Annotated in this window: 12 protein-coding genes; 4 read left to right on the forward strand and 8 right to left on the reverse strand. The window is 63.2% G+C overall.

Features of this window, described 5'->3' with window-relative positions; all coding sequences use genetic code 11:
• Positions 1-380 precede the first annotated feature (380 nt).
• The 8 genes from HWX22_RS29605 to HWX22_RS29640 form a co-directional block, all read right to left on the reverse strand.
• Complete coding sequence (locus HWX22_RS29605) at positions 381-1,280, reverse strand: MurR/RpiR family transcriptional regulator (RefSeq protein ID WP_175911438.1); 900 nt, start codon at positions 1,278-1,280, stop codon at positions 381-383.
• Positions 1,252-2,451 (reverse strand): Gfo/Idh/MocA family oxidoreductase, encoded by a 1,200-nt coding sequence (locus HWX22_RS29610; protein ID WP_175911439.1) that lies wholly within the window; start codon positions 2,449-2,451, stop codon positions 1,252-1,254. Before HWX22_RS29610 ends, HWX22_RS29605 begins: the two co-directional genes overlap by 29 nt.
• Before the next feature lie 137 nt (positions 2,452-2,588).
• Entirely contained in the window at positions 2,589-3,761 is a 1,173-nt protein-coding gene (locus tag HWX22_RS29615; RefSeq protein ID WP_244135316.1) for a porin, read from the reverse strand.
• A 114-nt stretch (positions 3,762-3,875) separates the two neighbouring features.
• Positions 3,876-4,796, reverse strand: a complete 921-nt coding sequence (locus HWX22_RS29620) for a sugar ABC transporter substrate-binding protein (RefSeq protein ID WP_043179523.1) — start codon at positions 4,794-4,796, stop codon at positions 3,876-3,878.
• 110 nt (positions 4,797-4,906) lie between these two features.
• Positions 4,907-5,824 carry an ABC transporter permease gene (locus HWX22_RS29625; RefSeq protein WP_244135317.1) on the reverse strand — a complete coding sequence of 306 codons (918 nt, stop codon included), beginning with the start codon at positions 5,822-5,824 and terminating at the stop codon, positions 4,907-4,909.
• A gap of 101 nt (positions 5,825-5,925) precedes the next feature.
• A complete protein-coding gene (locus HWX22_RS29630) occupies positions 5,926-7,446 on the reverse strand; it encodes a sugar ABC transporter ATP-binding protein (RefSeq protein WP_175863185.1) in 1,521 nt (506 codons plus the stop codon).
• A gap of 180 nt (positions 7,447-7,626) precedes the next feature.
• Positions 7,627-8,568, reverse strand: a complete 942-nt coding sequence (locus tag HWX22_RS29635) for a sugar phosphate isomerase/epimerase (protein WP_175863186.1) — start codon at positions 8,566-8,568, stop codon at positions 7,627-7,629.
• A gap of 83 nt (positions 8,569-8,651) precedes the next feature.
• Positions 8,652-9,671: a Gfo/Idh/MocA family oxidoreductase gene (locus tag HWX22_RS29640; protein ID WP_175825360.1), complete on the reverse strand. Its 1,020-nt coding sequence runs from the start codon at positions 9,669-9,671 to the stop codon at positions 8,652-8,654.
• A 571-nt stretch (positions 9,672-10,242) separates the two neighbouring features.
• On the opposite strand from HWX22_RS29640, the gene iolD reads away from it, so the two are divergent.
• From iolD to iolB, 4 genes are all read left to right on the forward strand, one after another.
• Complete coding sequence (iolD, locus tag HWX22_RS29645; RefSeq protein ID WP_175916923.1) at positions 10,243-12,192, forward strand: 3D-(3,5/4)-trihydroxycyclohexane-1,2-dione acylhydrolase (decyclizing); 1,950 nt, start codon at positions 10,243-10,245, stop codon at positions 12,190-12,192.
• Between the two features lie 72 nt (positions 12,193-12,264).
• On the forward strand, positions 12,265-13,128 hold the full coding sequence (locus HWX22_RS29650) for a sugar phosphate isomerase/epimerase (protein WP_175916921.1): 864 nt from the start codon (positions 12,265-12,267) through the stop codon (positions 13,126-13,128).
• A 74-nt stretch (positions 13,129-13,202) separates the two neighbouring features.
• Positions 13,203-15,125 (forward strand): 5-dehydro-2-deoxygluconokinase, encoded by a 1,923-nt coding sequence (iolC, locus tag HWX22_RS29655; protein WP_175911452.1) that lies wholly within the window; start codon positions 13,203-13,205, stop codon positions 15,123-15,125.
• Positions 15,122-15,919 carry a 5-deoxy-glucuronate isomerase gene (gene iolB, locus HWX22_RS29660; protein ID WP_043179537.1) on the forward strand — a complete coding sequence of 266 codons (798 nt, stop codon included), beginning with the start codon at positions 15,122-15,124 and terminating at the stop codon, positions 15,917-15,919. The genes iolC and iolB overlap by 4 nt, the downstream gene beginning before the upstream one ends.
• Positions 15,920-15,982: the final 63 nt, after the last annotated feature.

The following is a 15,982-nucleotide window of genomic DNA, read 5'->3' on the forward strand; positions in this document are numbered from 1 at the left end:
AAAAGAGCGGCAAAACCAGCAGGTAACGAAGAGTTATCCACACCGGAATAGATGTACTACGCTGTCTCGGGGTGGGTCAGATTTAGATGAAATCGGTGGGTTAAGACTCGGTGGAAATCAACACCCCGCAAACAACACCTATTGAGCATGTGTTTGCCAAACGAGAATGATAACTATTTCGAATAAAATCGCAATCTTGTGATGACTTTACTACCAGAGCCTATATCTCGCAGTCTGCAAATCTTCGCGCTAGAGGGATCACGCCCATCAGCTAGAGAAACGCGATCGCCGGTCGCAATCGAATCGTCGGGCTGTTCCGACCATTTTGATCACGTCATGTCGGAAGCGGAAAAATCCGCGCGTAGGTTGGTACGCCTGCCCTAATCGCCATACTGCTCGACGTAACGCAACGACATGAACAAAAGCTGCACTGCCGTTGAGGCAGCGGTGATCGAATGGAATCCGAATACAGCACTGTCGTCCAACCGCAGCAAGGCATCGGCATCCCGCGCGAGCGGTGACAGGCGACTGTCGGTCATCAGGACCAGCTGAGCGCCATTGAGCTTCGCGAGTTTGGCAATACGGCACGTCTCGTCGCTGTAAGGGGGTAATTCAAGCGCCACGAAAACGTCGCCCGCCCTCACCAAGCGCACTTGGCCGACATCCATCTCACCGACCGTCAAGAAGAGGGAGACCGTCTTCTCTGTCTGGTGCAAGGCCTGCGCCAAATGAGATGCAACCGGAAACGCCTGATGCGCTCCCATTACCCAGATCGTAGCGGCATCGCGCAGCATGACCAGCGCGCGCGTCCAGTCTTCGGATGCCAGCAATTCGCGCAGACGTGCGACCGCTGCCACGCTGGACGCCAACACCGATTCAGTCATTCCTTCTAGTCCATTGGTCGCGGCCTCATCGTGTACGTCCTTAGCGTCCCACCGCATCGGCCGCGGCAACCCGATCCGATGACGAAACCGCCGCCTCAGGTCCGCGTAGCCGGACAGACCGAAGTACTGAGCAAAGCGCACAACTGCCGACGGATGCACACCGCATTGCTCGGCGACGCTACGAATATCCAGTATGCCGACCTGATCGGCATGGGTATCGATGAAGTGGGCAATCGCTTTAAGCCGTGGACTCAGCGCGTCGTACTCGGAGCGAATTTGCGACAATAGCTGGTCGGCACCGTCGAGCCGCGACTCGTCCGGATTACCCGCCAGTCCGGTGCGGGACATGCAATCGGGACGCATCGTCTCAGGCGCGGGCCGGTTCGAGTGGTTCATGGCTCAGGCAATCTTGGAACTGCAGCCACATTGGCTCCGGTCGCTCCATCCGGGTTTCAAGTGGATAGGTCACGTTGTTAGCCGCCGACTCGAGCATGCCATGCATTATCTCAAGGATATGCAGGGCCATCTCGGCGCTAGCACGGGGCGCACGCCCCTCGGCAATCGACATGGCCATGTCGACAAGTCCGATGCCACGGCTGTTTTCGCGATGGCTCGTCTCGATGAATGGCCGCTCGATCGGTACCTTTTTCCATGGGCGCCGTGCAGCTTCGCCGCGAGGCAGCTCGACCCACCGGTAGTCGTCGCGCGTGCGCAGCAGCAGATCACCGCCGAACAGATTCGGCCCGTCACAGGGATCGATGTCGTTCAGGCACAAGGTGCCGGCCGTACCATACAGTTCCATCCTTGGCAACTCGGAATCCCATACGTCATAGCTTACGATCAGGGTGACGAGTGCACCCGACACGAACACTAGGTTGGCGGCCACGTGAGTCGGCTCGTCGACCGGAATGCGCATGCCGCAAAGCGGCCCGCTTTCGACGACACGCTCCGAACATGCCCGGCCTGCGACCGCCGAGCATTGCCGCACCGGCCCCAACAGGGACACCAGCGCGCTCAGATAATACGGTCCGATATCGTGTAAGGGCCCGCCTCCGCGCCGATACAAGAAAGCGGGATTCGGGTGGAACCACTCCGGGCCTCGGCTCACCGCAAATGCCGTCGCGCCGTGCACAATCCCGATCACACCTTCGTCGATCAATTGACGGCAGGTCTGCAGGCGCCCTCCCAATACCGTGTCGGGTGCGCAACCGAGCGTCAGACCGCGCCGGCGCGCATCCTCGCACAGCGCCTTTCCTTCGGCAAACGTCGTGGCGAGCGGCTTCTCACTATAGACGTGCTTGCCGGCGCGCAGCGCAGCCAGCGTCAGTTCCGCATGCACGTCAGGCGTGGTCAGGTTCAGGACGATATCGATCCCGACATCGTCAATCAGCGAGGCAGCATCCGGATACGCTTTCGGGACGCCGTGTGCCGCCGCCTTCGCACGCGCCTTCTCGAGATCGCGACCGGCCACTGCGGCAAGCTCGACAATCGGGTATTTCGCAAGATTGTGCAGATAGACGTCGCTTATGTCGCCCACGCCCAGTACACCGACTTTAAGCGGTTTCATCGTGCCTCTCAAACGGAAGGCCGCCAACGCGCGGCGGCGGCGGGATATTGCTCGGATCTCCTGCGCGCGCCGCGTCGCATGCCGTTTCGGCCGACGTGTACGGCCCGCACAAGAGGGTTCCTGCACCGGACAGTGCGTCAGAACTGCGTGGCAATTCCCGCGAACACGCCGAACTGGCTGCGTCCATAGCCTGGATTCAGGTTCGATGCGCTGCCGTTGACCGGATCGTTCACGTTGTTGGCCCCGTAGGTCCCGCCGTTCAGCCCGAGATTCGACGTCGCGCTGTTGCGCAGATAGCCGAGCTCCGTATAAAGCCGCGTCTGCTTCGACAGCGAGTAGATGCCGGACAGCGTATACAGCGTGCCGTTGCCATTACCGTGATTGGCGTTGGCGTGATACACGGCACCCATGACGGCTGTCGCCGGCGTCACGGCCCATTGCGCGCCGAACCACTCCTGGTCGACCGCGGTCGGCAAGGAAACGCCGGCGGGCTGTGCCGACGGCGTGCCCGTTCCGTAATACCCGGCATTCGATGCGTCCGGCGCGCTCAGGTGGACGTAGCCCGCATACAGCGTCACTGGTCCGATTCCGTACGACGCCCCGGCGAAGATCGAGCGCGAGGCCAGATAGACGTTGCTGAACTTGCCGTTGCCATCGCGAATCTCATCATAGATCAGCTGCGCTTCGACGTTCGACGCCTTGTACTGCAACTTCAGGCCATCCGCCCGGCCTTGCGAGCTACCCAAGCCAGTGGCCGTGCCCAGTTGCCCCGGCGCCGTGCCCGGCGTACCCGCATTCCATTTGGTCGAATTGGTGAGGTTGTACTGGCCTTTCACCGTGAAACCACCGAAATCGGGCGACGTATATTCGATGCCGTTCGAGGCCTGCGGGAACATGCGGCCGCGTACCAGCGTGCCGAACGAATATTTCTTGGTCTGCTGCGGATCGAGCTCACCGGTATCCTGCAACAGCTCGCTCGCCCCGAAATTGCCGAGACGAATCGCACCATACGCGTCGTGTCGCAAACCCACGGTCGCCTGCCCCTCGAAGAACGAACCGTTCGCCACCGAGCCGTTCAGCGTGTTCAGGCGCGCTTCTAGGCGGAACGTGGCCTGCAGGCCGCCGCCCAGGTTCTCGTTACCGAGCATGCCGAAGCGCGATTCACCCCAGCCGCCGGATTCGGCCGACAGCCGGTTGCCGCCGGGCAGACCCGTTTCGTATTGCAGGCCGTTATCCACGATTCCATACAACGTAACACTGCTCTGCGCATGCGCTAATGCCGTGGCGCCGCACAGCGCCGTACCGGCCATGAATCTGAGTAATTTCGTCTCCATCGAAAATCTCCTTTGCATACCTAATCTATTGATGTTTTTTTAGTTCCTCATACGCCGACGCATATCGGGCAATACACCGGCTTGCCTGCCCTACTTCAGGTAATTTCCTACGTTGCTGCGGGTCACGGATTCGAACGGGACGATCACTTCGGCGGGAGCCGGCTTGCCGCTCTTGAGCGTTTCGACAACCTGGTATGCGGCCTGCGCCTGTCCCTTCGCGTTCTGGAAGATGGTCTGGGACATCTCGCCGGCCTTGATCGCCCGCATCGCGTCCGCGGTCCCGTCAACGCCAGAGATCGCGACACCCTTGAGCCGCCCTGCCGTCTTCAGCGCTTCCAGCGCGCCAAGCGCCATCTGGTCGTTCGCGGCGACGATCGCATCGAATTTCGGATATCGCTGAACCCAGTCCTCGGTAACCTTCATGCCCTGTGCGCGATCGTAGTCGGCCGGCAGGTTCGACAGGATCTTGACGTCGGGACGCTTGGCCAGCGTCTGCACGAAGCCGGCCAGGCGTTCCTTGGAGTGGTAAAGGCCCGGCGTACCCTGCAGGTAGAGGATCTGCGCATTCTTCGGCAAAACCGAGTCGAAGTACTCGCCCTGCAGGCGGCCGGCATCGTAGTTCTTCGAACCGACGAACGTATACTTGCCGCTAGCGGACTGGATGCCGAGCGCGATCACCGGGATGCCGGCCTTGTTGGCCCGCTCGACACCGGGAACGATGCCGCGATAGTCGACCGGCACGATCATAATCACGTTGACCTTCTGCGCGATGAAGTTGTCGATCTGGTCGAGCTGGCGGCTCACGTCGCCGTTTGCGTCCGTATAGACCACGCTCAGGCCCGGGTCCGCCTTGACCGCGTCGGCAAAGGCAGTCTTCCGGCTCATCGTGAACACGTCGGTGTCTGCCAGATTCGTATAGCCGATCACAAACTTCTTGTCGGCCGCGCTGGCCGATGTCGCCAGCGCGGCCAGCCCGAATACCGCTACCGCCGCTTGTTTCCAAACCTTCATATGCTCCTCCGTTGTTGTCTGACCTGCTGCGGGTTGAACATCGACTTGCTTTAAGTGCTGCTCTTACTGCTTCACTGCACGCCGGAGACCCGGCTCGTCCGGTTCCGATCTCAGGCCGGACGCCGTACGCGCTTGCCGCGACCGTTCTTGGTCTTGACGTCCAGAATCACTGCGACCGCGATGATCAGCCCCTTGGCGATCTGCTGCCAGTAGGAGCTGACGTTCAGAAGGTTGAGGATGTTGTTGATCACGCCGATGATCAACGATCCGATCATCGAGCCCATGATCGTGCCGGTCCCGCCCATCAGGCTGGTCCCGCCTACCACCACGGCCGTGATCGCATCGAACTCGTAGCCGACACCGCCAGCCGGCTGGCCCGAGTTGATCCGCGACATCAGCACGATGCCGGCGATCGCGGTCAGCACACCGCTGTAGACGAAGGCCATCGTCGTCACGCGTCGCGTATTGATGCCGGAGGCCAGCGCGGCGCGCGTGTTGCCGCCGGTTGCATAGACATAGCGGCCGAAGCGCGTGCGATTCAACAGCACCCACGACACCGCGAGCACGGCGATCAGGATCAGTACCGAGATCGGCACCGGCCCGACCGAACCCTGGCCTATCACGGCGAAGTCGCCCAGGTCGCTGATGGGTGCGCCGCCGGTATAGAGCAGGATGCCGCCACGCGCCACTGTCGTCATCGCGAGCGTGGTGATGAACGAGGGAATGCCGAAGGTCGTGACGATGAAGCCGTTGACGAACCCGACCACCACGCCCATCGCCAGCCCGGCCGCCACTGCCAGTGGGATGCTGCCGGTAAGCGACATTACGCTCGCCGCAATCGTGCCGGTCAGGGCCACGACCGCGCCCAGCGACACGTCGATCTGCCCGAGAATGATGATGAAGGTTACGCCGCACGCGAGCAGGCTGACGACCACCACCTGCCGCAACACGTTGGTCAGGTTCGGAACGGTCAGGAACGCATCGCTGACCAGCGAAGCGAGCACCACGATGCCGATGAAGATCAGCATCGTGCCGTATTTGCGGTAAATCTCGGCCGGGCTCGCGCCCTTCAGCCAGGCCATGATGCCAGCGCGCGGCTGCATCGAATTTTCCTGCATGCTGTTCAACATCATTGACCTCCGGTTGCCAGTTTCATGATTCGTTCCTGCGAGGCCTCACCCCGGCTCAGTTCGCCGGCCACCCTGCCCTCGCGCATCACGATCACGCGGTCGCTCATGCCGAGAATCTCCGGCAGTTCGGACGAGATCATGACGATGGCCAGCCCCTGCTGCGCGAATTGCGACATCAGGCGGTGAATTTCGGATTTCGCGCCGACGTCGATGCCGCGCGTCGGTTCATCGAGGATGAGTACCTTCAGGTCGCGCAGCAGCCATTTCGCAATCGCGATCTTCTGCTGGTTGCCGCCGCTGAGATTGCCGGTGACGGTCTGCAGGTCGGCGGTCTTGATCTTCAGCATCTCGCGCATGCGCGTCGCTTCGTTACGCTCGCGGCGCGTGTCGAGCAGGCCGCGCCGCGAGAAACCCTTCAGGTTCGCGAGCGAGATGTTTTCCATCACCGATCGACACAACACGAGCCCTTCGCCCTTGCGGTCCTCGGACACCATCGCAATGCCACAGCGGATCGCGGCATCGCTGCCCCTCATCCGCAACGGCACGCCTTCGAGCACGATCTCGCCCTCGTCGAGCGCATCGAGCCCGAAAATCGCGCGTACCACTTCCGTGCGCCCCGCGCCGATCAGTCCGGCCAGCCCGACGATCTCGCCACGTCGCACGCTGAAGCCGATATCCGAGAACACGCCGTGGCGCGTGGCGTTACGGACCTCGAGCACGGTCTCGCCGATCGTCGCGTCGAGTTTCGGGAAAATGCTCGAGATCGGCCGACCGACCATCGCCGCGATGAGCCGGCTCTCGTCGTATTCGTCGGCCGGGCCCGACTCGACATAGCGGCCGTCGCGGATGATCGTGATGTCGTCCGCGATCTGGAATATCTCGTCCATCTTGTGGCTGATGTAGATGATCGCGACCCCGCGCGCCTTCAGGTCGCGGATCTGCTCGAACAGCATGCCGACCTCGGTATCGCTGATTGCCGACGTCGGCTCGTCCATGATGACGACCGATGCGCCACGCGAGATCGCCTTGGCGATTTCGATCAGCTGCATGCCGGCCACGCTGAGCTCGCGCATCTTCTGACGGGGCGCATAGTCGAGCCCGAGCCGGTCGAGCAACGCCTGAGTATCGCGTTCCATGCTCCTGAAATCGATCATCTGCCGCGACAGCGCACCGAACGCCGCATAGGTCGGCTCACGCCCGAGAAAGATGTTCTCGGCGATCGACATGTCGAGCACCGGGCTCAATTCCTGGTGGATCATCGCGACGCCGGTTTCGAGCGCGGCCTTGGTGCCGGTGGGACGATACGGCGCACCTTTGAAGCGGACTTCGCCCGAATCGACGCGATGCTCGCCGGACAGGATCTTCATCAGCGTCGATTTGCCGGCGCCGTTTTCGCCGACCAGCACGTGAGTAGTGCCCGCGCGCACCTTGAGGCTGACCCGGTCGAGTGCGAGCACGCCCGGGAATGCCTTAGAGACGTCCTGCATCTCCAGCACGTATTGCGATTCTTCGCTATCCATGTGCTTGCTCCTCGTGGGCCGGCTTGGGCCGACCCGATGGCATGCCGGCGATACGCCCGTGCAGCGCTGCGGCAGGGGCGATCCCGCCGCGGCGCGCCGGTGGCGCCGTGCATGCCTGTCTCCGTTGTGTTTCTTGATCTCGCCGCTTGAGTCGGCCCGGTCAGGCCGGATCGCGTCGACCTAGCGGCTGATGGTCTGCTTCAATGCGTCGATCGAGGTGGCAATGCCTGCCTCGACCGACATCGTCAGGTCCTCCATCTCGAGCGACACCCAGTCGTTGTAGCCGGTCATGCGCACCACCGAGAAGAACTCCTTCCACCACTGGAGATCCTTGCCGCAACCGACGGCCACATAATTCCAGGCACGCCGGCCGACATCCTCCACCGGCTTCGTTTCGAGCAGACCGTTGACGTCCACCAGCCCGCGTTCGAGACGCGCGTCCTTGCCGTGGACGTGATGGATTGCGTCGCCGAGCGCGCGTGCCGCCGCTATCGGGTCGGCACCCATCCACATCAGGTGGCTCGGATCGAGATTGAGACCAATCATCGGGCCAACGGCGTCGCGCAACCGGAACAGCGTTTCCGGATTCCACACCAGCATTGCGCTGAAGTTTTCGAGCGCGAACTTTTCGACACCCGACTCGCGCGCCTGCGCGACCAGCGATTTCCAGTACGGAATCGCAACGTCGTTCCATTGATAGTCGAGACGACTCTTGAGCGTCGCCGGCCAGCTCACGGTATAGGTGATCCAGTTCGGTACGCGATCCTCGGGGCTGGCCGGCGGCAGGCCGCTCATCGCGACGATCTTGCGAATACCGAGTTCACCGGCAAGACGGATTGCCTTCTCCATGTCTGCCTTGTGCTTGGCGCCGAGCTCGCCCGGATCGAGCGGATTGCCCGACACGTTCAGCGCGGCGATCTCCATGCCCCGGCTTTCCAGCGCGGCAAGCAGCGCGCGGCGCTTGCTCGCGTCGGCGAGCAGTTCGTCAGTGCGGAGATGGGGCGCGGACGACCATCCGCCCGAGGTCATTTCCACGCCGAAGACGCTCATTTCACACAGCTTGTCGAGCATCGCTTCGAATGGCAGGTGGCCGAGGCTGTCCGTGCAGAACGAAAGTTTCATGGTGTTTTCCGACTGTATTGATGATGTGCTCAGGCGCGCCCGAACTTGCCGGCACGCGCGGTGTGAGAGGAACCCGCTCGACGTCAGGCCTCGCGGTAGAGGGCCGGCTTGTCGTTCAGCACCACGGCGACTTTCTCACCACTGCGCTGGGCCGCCACGCCTGCCTCGCAGCAGGCCGCCGTCGCATAGCCGTCCCACGCGGACGGGCCATCGATCGTGCCGTTGTGCGCCGCGTCGACCCAGGTCTGCACTTCGAGATCGAACGCCGCCTCGAAACGCTCGACGAAGGTCGGGGTGACCGAACCGCCCCACTGCCCGGCACTGCGCACATACGGGCCGCCGTCGTTGCCGATGTTGACGATGCCGTCCTCGAACACCGCTTGCGTCGCGACCTGATAGCCGAATCGCGCGTTGACGAAGATCTCGACGTCGGCCAGCACGCCGCTCGCCGTTTCGATCAGAACCTGCTGCGGATCGTGTTGACCCGGATGCGCGTGTCGCGTAGGCCGGCCCAGGCGAACCTGCACTGAAGCGATTTCCTCGCCGGTCAGGAAACGGATGCCGTCGAACTCGTGCACCACGGAATCGTTCACCAGCATCTGGCTCGTAAAGCTCGCCGGCGTGGCAGCGTTGCGATGCGAGAAATGCAGCATCAGCGTTTCGCCGAGCCGACGCGTGGCGATCAGCTCGCGCAACTGCCGGTACTCGGCATCGAAACGACGCATGAAGCCAACCTGAATCAACTTCCGACCGAGCTTCACTTCGGCTTCGACGACCCGCCAGGACGATTGCGCATCGGGCGTCAGCGGCTTCTCGCACAGGATTGGAAGCCCCTCGGACAGCACCTGAAGCAGCGTGGCTTCATGCAGGAAGCCGGGTGTGGCAATGACGACCGCATCGGCCAGGCGATCGGCCAGGACCTGCTCGATCCCCGGCACCGCCACGGCACCTGGCGCCTTGTCGGCGACGGTGCGGGCGCGAGCGGCATCGATATCGACAACGGCCGAGACTTCGGCACCGACTATGCGGCGCGCAATGCGCTCGACATGATCGGATCCCATCAGGCCGGCCCCGACTACAGCGATACGAAGCTTCTTGCTCATATATCGAATTCCTAAGTATTTTCAATTGACCTGCCGGTCGAATTGACTGCATGCGCTGCCAGACCGGCAGAGGTTCAAACGAACGAGGCGAGTATGGGAGAGATGTTCAGGGCCAGCGGCGCGCTTGCCTGGCAAGCGGACGGGTCGGTTGCATGTCTCCGGTGGCTCGATCGGCTCTCTCACGGCCGTTTCGGACCGTAAGCCTCAAGACCTCATTCGATAGTTCAGTATCGAAGTTTAGAGACGCGCAATGCCGCCGCAACAACATTCGTGACCATAAATGGTCAGGACGAGCGGCATCGAATCGGCAACCACGCGATGACCATAAATGGTCAATCTTTCTGTTGATGGGCACGCGCCTGACCTCTTAATTTATGGACGAACGCGACGCAGTCCATGCAACGAACCGAGCCGGTCCGCCCTTGCCTGCGTCGAGAAAACAATGCTGGAGACACGTCCCCGCCCGCTACGCATTTGCGCTCGCAGGCGAGGCGATGAGGCGAGCAAATCGCGCCGACATCGCTTCGCGTCGCCTCCTTGCATTCATCCCTTTCCACCGCACGGATCATTCATGGGTCATATCAGGCTAACGATGGCGCAGGCACTCGTACGCTTTCTCGACAATCAGTATGTCGAGATCGACGGCGAGCGCATCAAGTTCGTCAAGGGCATCTTCACGATCTTCGGACACGGCAACGTATTGGGCCTTGGCCAGGCGCTCGAACAGGATCCCGGCCGGCTCGTCGTGCATCAGGGCCGCAACGAACAGGGCATGGCGCACGCGGCGATCGGCTTCGCCAAGCAACGGCGCCGCCGGCAGATCTATGCATGTACTTCTTCGGTCGGCCCGGGCGCGGCCAACATGGTGACGGCTGCCGCGACCGCCAGCGCCAACCGCATTCCGCTGTTGTTACTGCCGGGCGATGTGCATGCTGGACGCCAACCTGACCCGGTGCTTCAGCAGATCGAGCAGACGCACGACCTGTCGATCAGCACCAACGATGCGTTCCGTCCGGTCAGCAAATACTGGGATCGCATCGCACGTCCCGAGCAACTGATGAGCGCGTGTCTCAACGCGATGCGCGTGCTGACCGATCCTGCCGAATCCGGCGCGGTGGTTCTGGCGCTGCCGCAGGACGTGCAGGCCCAGGCCTACGACTACCCGGAAACCTTCCTCGCCGAGCGCGTGCACTACGTCGACCGCCGCCCCGCCGCGCCGGCATCGATCGCGCGCGCTGCCGCCCTTATCGCGCCGTCCACGCGCCCGCTGCTGATCTGCGGCGGCGGCGTACGCTACGCCGGCGCGGCCGCCGAGCTGCGCCGCTTCGCCGAGCGCTTCGACATCCCGGTCGCGCATACGCAGGCCGGCAAGGGCGCGCTGCCCTGGGACCATCCGCTCAATCTCGGTGGCATCGGAGAAACGGGCTCGCTGGCCGCCAACGAGATCGCGCGCCGCGCGGATCTCGTGATCGGCGTCGGCACGCGCTACACCGATTTCACGACCGCGTCGAAATGGTTGTTCCAGGATCCCGAGGTGCGGTTCGTCAACATCAACGTCAACGGCTTCGATGCGGGCAAGCTCGACGGTCTGTCGATTCAGGCCGATGCGAAGGCCGGCCTGAGCGCGCTCGGGGCCTCGCTGGACGAGGCAGGCTACCCGACCGGCCACCGGCATGGTTATCGCGAGGAGATCGCGCAGGCGGTCGCACGCCTGCGCGCCGAAGAGGAACGCCTGTTTGCCGTGACCTATGGCACCGACCACTTCGTGCCGGAAATCGACGACCACCTCGACCGCGCGGTACTCGATGAATTCGTACGCATGACCGGCTCGTCGCTGACCCAGTCACGCGTGCTCGGCGTGCTCGATCGCAAGCTGACCGAACACGACGTGGTGGTCGCCGCCGCGGGCAGCCTTCCCGGCGACCTGCAGCGCATCTGGCGCGCGAAAGGCGAGGACAGCTACCACGTCGAGTACGGCTATTCGTGCATGGGCTACGAAGTCAACGCCGCACTCGGCGTCAAGCTCGCACAGCCCGACAAGGACGTGTTTGCATTCGTCGGCGACGGCTCCTACATGATGCTGCACTCGGAACTCGTCACCTCGATACAGGAAGGCCGCAAGATCAACGTCCTGCTGTTCGACAACATGACCTTCGGCTGTATCAACAACCTGCAGATGGAACACGGGATGGGCAGTTTCGGCACCGAATTCCGGCACCGCAACGCCGACACGGGCCGGCTCGACGGCGCCTTCGTGCCCGTCGATTTCGCCGCCAATGCGGCGGCCTACGGCTGCAAGACCTACACGGCACGCAGCATCGAGGAACTGGAGGCCGCGCTCGATGACGCCCGCACGCAGCCCGTTTCCACCCTTATCGACATCAAGGTCTTGCCGAAGACGATGGTGCACAAGTACGCCTCCTGGTGGCACGTAGGCGTGCCGGAAGTCTCGACCAGCGAGCGTATCGAACGCGCCGCCGAACGCATGAAGGCCGCACTCGCCACCGCCCGCCGCTACTGACCCAACCGAATCGACCCGACGCGGAGCGCGCGCCCTGCCGCCCGCATTCCGTCTCACTCACCAGGAACCGACATGCGTATCGCACTTGACCCCTACATGTACCGCCATCTGCCGCTGCCCAAGATGGTCGAGAAAGTCGCCGAGCTCGGCTACAGCCACATCGAGCTTTCGCCCCGCGAAGACTTCCTGCCGTTCTACAAATACCCGCGGGTCGACAAGGCACGCATTCGCGAATTCAAGGCTGCGCTGCTCGATACCGGCGTGCAGTTGTCGTCGCTGCTGCCGCTGTATCACTGGGCCAGTCCGGACGAATCGCTGCGCGAGGCGGCGGTGCGCAACTGGAAGCGCGCGATCCAGGTAGCGGTCGAGATGGAGTGTCCGTTGATGAACACCGAATTCAGCGGCCAGTCCAATCATGCGCTCGCCAGCGAGAACCAGTTCATGCGCTCGATGGAGGAGCTGATGCCCGTGTTCGAACGCGAGCACATCAGCCTCGACATCCAGGCGCATCCCTACGATTTCTGCGAGCGCAACACCGAATCGGTCGACATCATCCGCGGCCTCGACAAACCCTGGCTCAACTATCTGTACGCGGTCCCGCACACCTACTTCTACGACGACGGCGTGGGCGACATCGCCGCGATGCTCGAGTATGCGAAGCCTAAGCTCACGCACCTGATCATCGCCGACACCTACAACCACCGCGCATCGTCGAACCTGCGCTACATCGTCAATCCCCCCGGCGTAACAGCCACCGTGCACCAGCATCTCGACATCGGCCAAGGTGAAATCGACTGGGACACGTTCTTTTCGAAGGTTCGCGAGATCGGCTTCGACGGCATCGCGACCGTAGCCGTGTTCGCGTGGGAAGACCGGGCCGACGAATCGAGCCGGATGATGCTGGAGACCGTCAAGCGCGGCCTCGGCCTCGCCTGACATCCGGCACCGCCCAACCGCTCATCCGCTCAGACTCAAGACGACAGGAAACCATCGTGCATACACCGACGCTCATGTCCGAACGCCAGTTCGACCTGATCTGCCTGGGACGGCTCGCCGTCGATCTCTACGGCCAACAGGTCGGCGCCCGCCTCGAGGACGTCACCAGCTTCGCCCGCTACCTCGGCGGTTCGTCCGCCAACATCGCCTTCGGCACGGCCCGGCTCGGGCTGAAATCGGCGATGCTTTCGCGGGTCGGCAACGACCACATGGGCCGCTTTCTCCTCGACGCGCTCAAGCAGGAAGGCTGCGACGTCAGCCAAGTCCGCCTCGACCCCGAACGCCTGACCGCGCTGGTCCTGCTCGGTCTCAAGGATCGAGACACGTTTCCGCTGGTGTTCTATCGCGAGAATTGCGCCGACATGGCGATCGACGAGCAGGACATCGACGAGTCGTTCATCGCGTCGAGCCGGGCGCTGCTGATCACTGGTACGCATTTCTCGACCGAGCGCGTACATCGCGCCAGCATGAAGGCGCTCGAATACGCACGACGTCACGACGTGCGAACGGTGCTCGACATCGACTACCGGCCCGTGCTGTGGGGCCTCACCGGCAAGGCGGACGGCGAAACGCGCTTCATCGCGGACGGCAGCGTCAGCCACCACCTGGGCGGCATCCTGCCGATGTTCGACCTGATCGTCGGCACCGAAGAGGAGTTCCGCATCGCCGGCGGCCATGACGACCTGATGGCTGCACTGCGTGTCGTTCGCGAGGCGACGCCCGCCACCCTTGTGGTCAAGCGCGGTCCGCTCGGATGCACGATACTCGACGGCGCGATTCCGGCGAGCATCGACGACGGCCGCCTGCACGCCGGCGTGCAGGTCGAGGTGCTAAACGTGCTCGGCGCCGGCGACGCCTTCATCTCCGGCTTTCTCAAAGGCTGGCTGACCGGCGCGGACGAAACCACCTGCTGCGCGTACGCCAACGCTTGCGGCGCGCTGGTGGTCTCGCGCCATGCGTGCGCGCCGGCCATGCCGACGCCGGCCGAGCTTGACTATTTCCTCACGAATTCGGCCCGCATGAGCCGCCCCGACCGTGATCCCGCGCTGAACCGCCTGCATCGTGTCAGCCCAAACCGCAAGTCGTGGGACGAGGTGCTCGGCTTTGCGTTCGACCACCGCGACCAGCTCGCGGAACTGGCGCGGCAAGCCGGTGCTGATGAAAAGCGGATCGGCACGCTCAAGCAGCTCTTCGTCGAAGCCGTCGCCGAGACCGAGGCCCAAATCGGCGGCCAAGGCAAGATGGCCGTGCTGATCGACGATCGCTTCGGACAGGATGCACTCAATACCGCCACCGGCCGCAACTGGTGGATCGGCCGACCCGTCGAACTGCCGGGCTCGAACCCGCTGCGCTTCGAACACGGACGGTCGACAGGATCAGCGCTCATTTCCTGGCCGCGCGAGCATATCGTGAAGTGCCTCGTTCAATATCATCCCGACGATGCTCTCGAGCATCGACTCGAACAGGAAGCGCAACTGCAGGCGCTCCAGCAGGCGGTATCAGTCAGCGGCCACGAACTGCTGCTTGAAGTGATCCCGCCCAAGGATCGCCCCGCATCGCCGGACGCCGTGGTGCGCGCGCTGGAACGCCTCTACGACTTGGGCATCCAGCCCGACTGGTGGAAGCTCGAATCGATGCCGACCGAGACCTGGCGCCGCATCGACGCACTGATCGAGGCGCGTGACCCGTATTGCCGCGGCGTCGTACTGCTCGGCCTGAACGCTCCGCTTGAAACGCTTGCGCAAGGCTTAATCGATGCTGCCGCCAGCCGAACCTGCCGCGGTTTCACGGTCGGCCGCTCGATCTTTTACGAATCGAGCCGTGCGTGGTTTGACGGCGAGATCGACGACGGCGAACTGATCCGCCGCGTGCGCGCGTCGTTCGAGACCCTGATTCGCATCTGGCGCCAGGCTCGCCCGCAACAGGAGGCAGCATGAGCAAACTGCTGATCAAGGGACGCGCAAGCGGACGCGATATCGTCACCGTCACGCCGGCCAGCGCCGGCTGGCGCCACGTCGGCTTCGCCGCCAAGCGGCTCGCCGCCGGCGAGCGACTCGCGATCGACACCGTCAACGACGAACTCTGCATCGTGGTGCTGACCGGCACCGTGACGATCACGACCGGCGATCGGGTCTGGCGCGACGTCGGCGGACGACGCAGTGTGTTCGAGGACCGCTCGCCCCATGCGGCCTACGTGCCGCCGGGCCGCAGCGTGTCGATCGATGCCGTCGACGCAGCCGAAATCGCGCTCTGCACGGCGCCAGCGACCGGCCGATACGAAGCCCGCCTGATCGAGCCCGCGTCGATCGCGCGATCGGTGCGCGGCAGCGGCACCAATACTCGCTACGTCTGCGATATCCTTCCGCAAACGGAACCAGCGGAAGGGCTGCTGGTGGTCGAGGTGGTGACGCCGGCCGGGCACGCGTCCAGCTATCCACCGCATAAGCACGACGTCGACGCAATCCCGGTCGAAAGCGTGCTGGAAGAGACCTACTACCATCGGCTCGACCCCGAGCAGGGGTTCGCGTTCCAGCGCGTCTATACCGATTCGCGCGACATCGACGAAGCCTATGCGGTCGAGAACCACGACGTGGTGATGGTGCCGCGAGGCTATCATCCGGTGGTCGCGCCGCACGGCTATCGCAGCTACTACCTCAACGTGATGGCGGGACCGAAGCGCGTCTGGCACTTCCGCAACGATCCGGCGCATGAATGGATGCTGGCGAAATAGTCGCCCAGGAAGTAGCGCCGGCCCCGCAAGGGGCCGGCTGGAATGCTTCACTGACAACGGCCG

This window comes from Burkholderia sp. BCC1638 (assembly GCF_902833195.1).
GTDB classification, from domain to species: Bacteria; Pseudomonadota; Gammaproteobacteria; order Burkholderiales; family Burkholderiaceae; genus Burkholderia; species Burkholderia diffusa.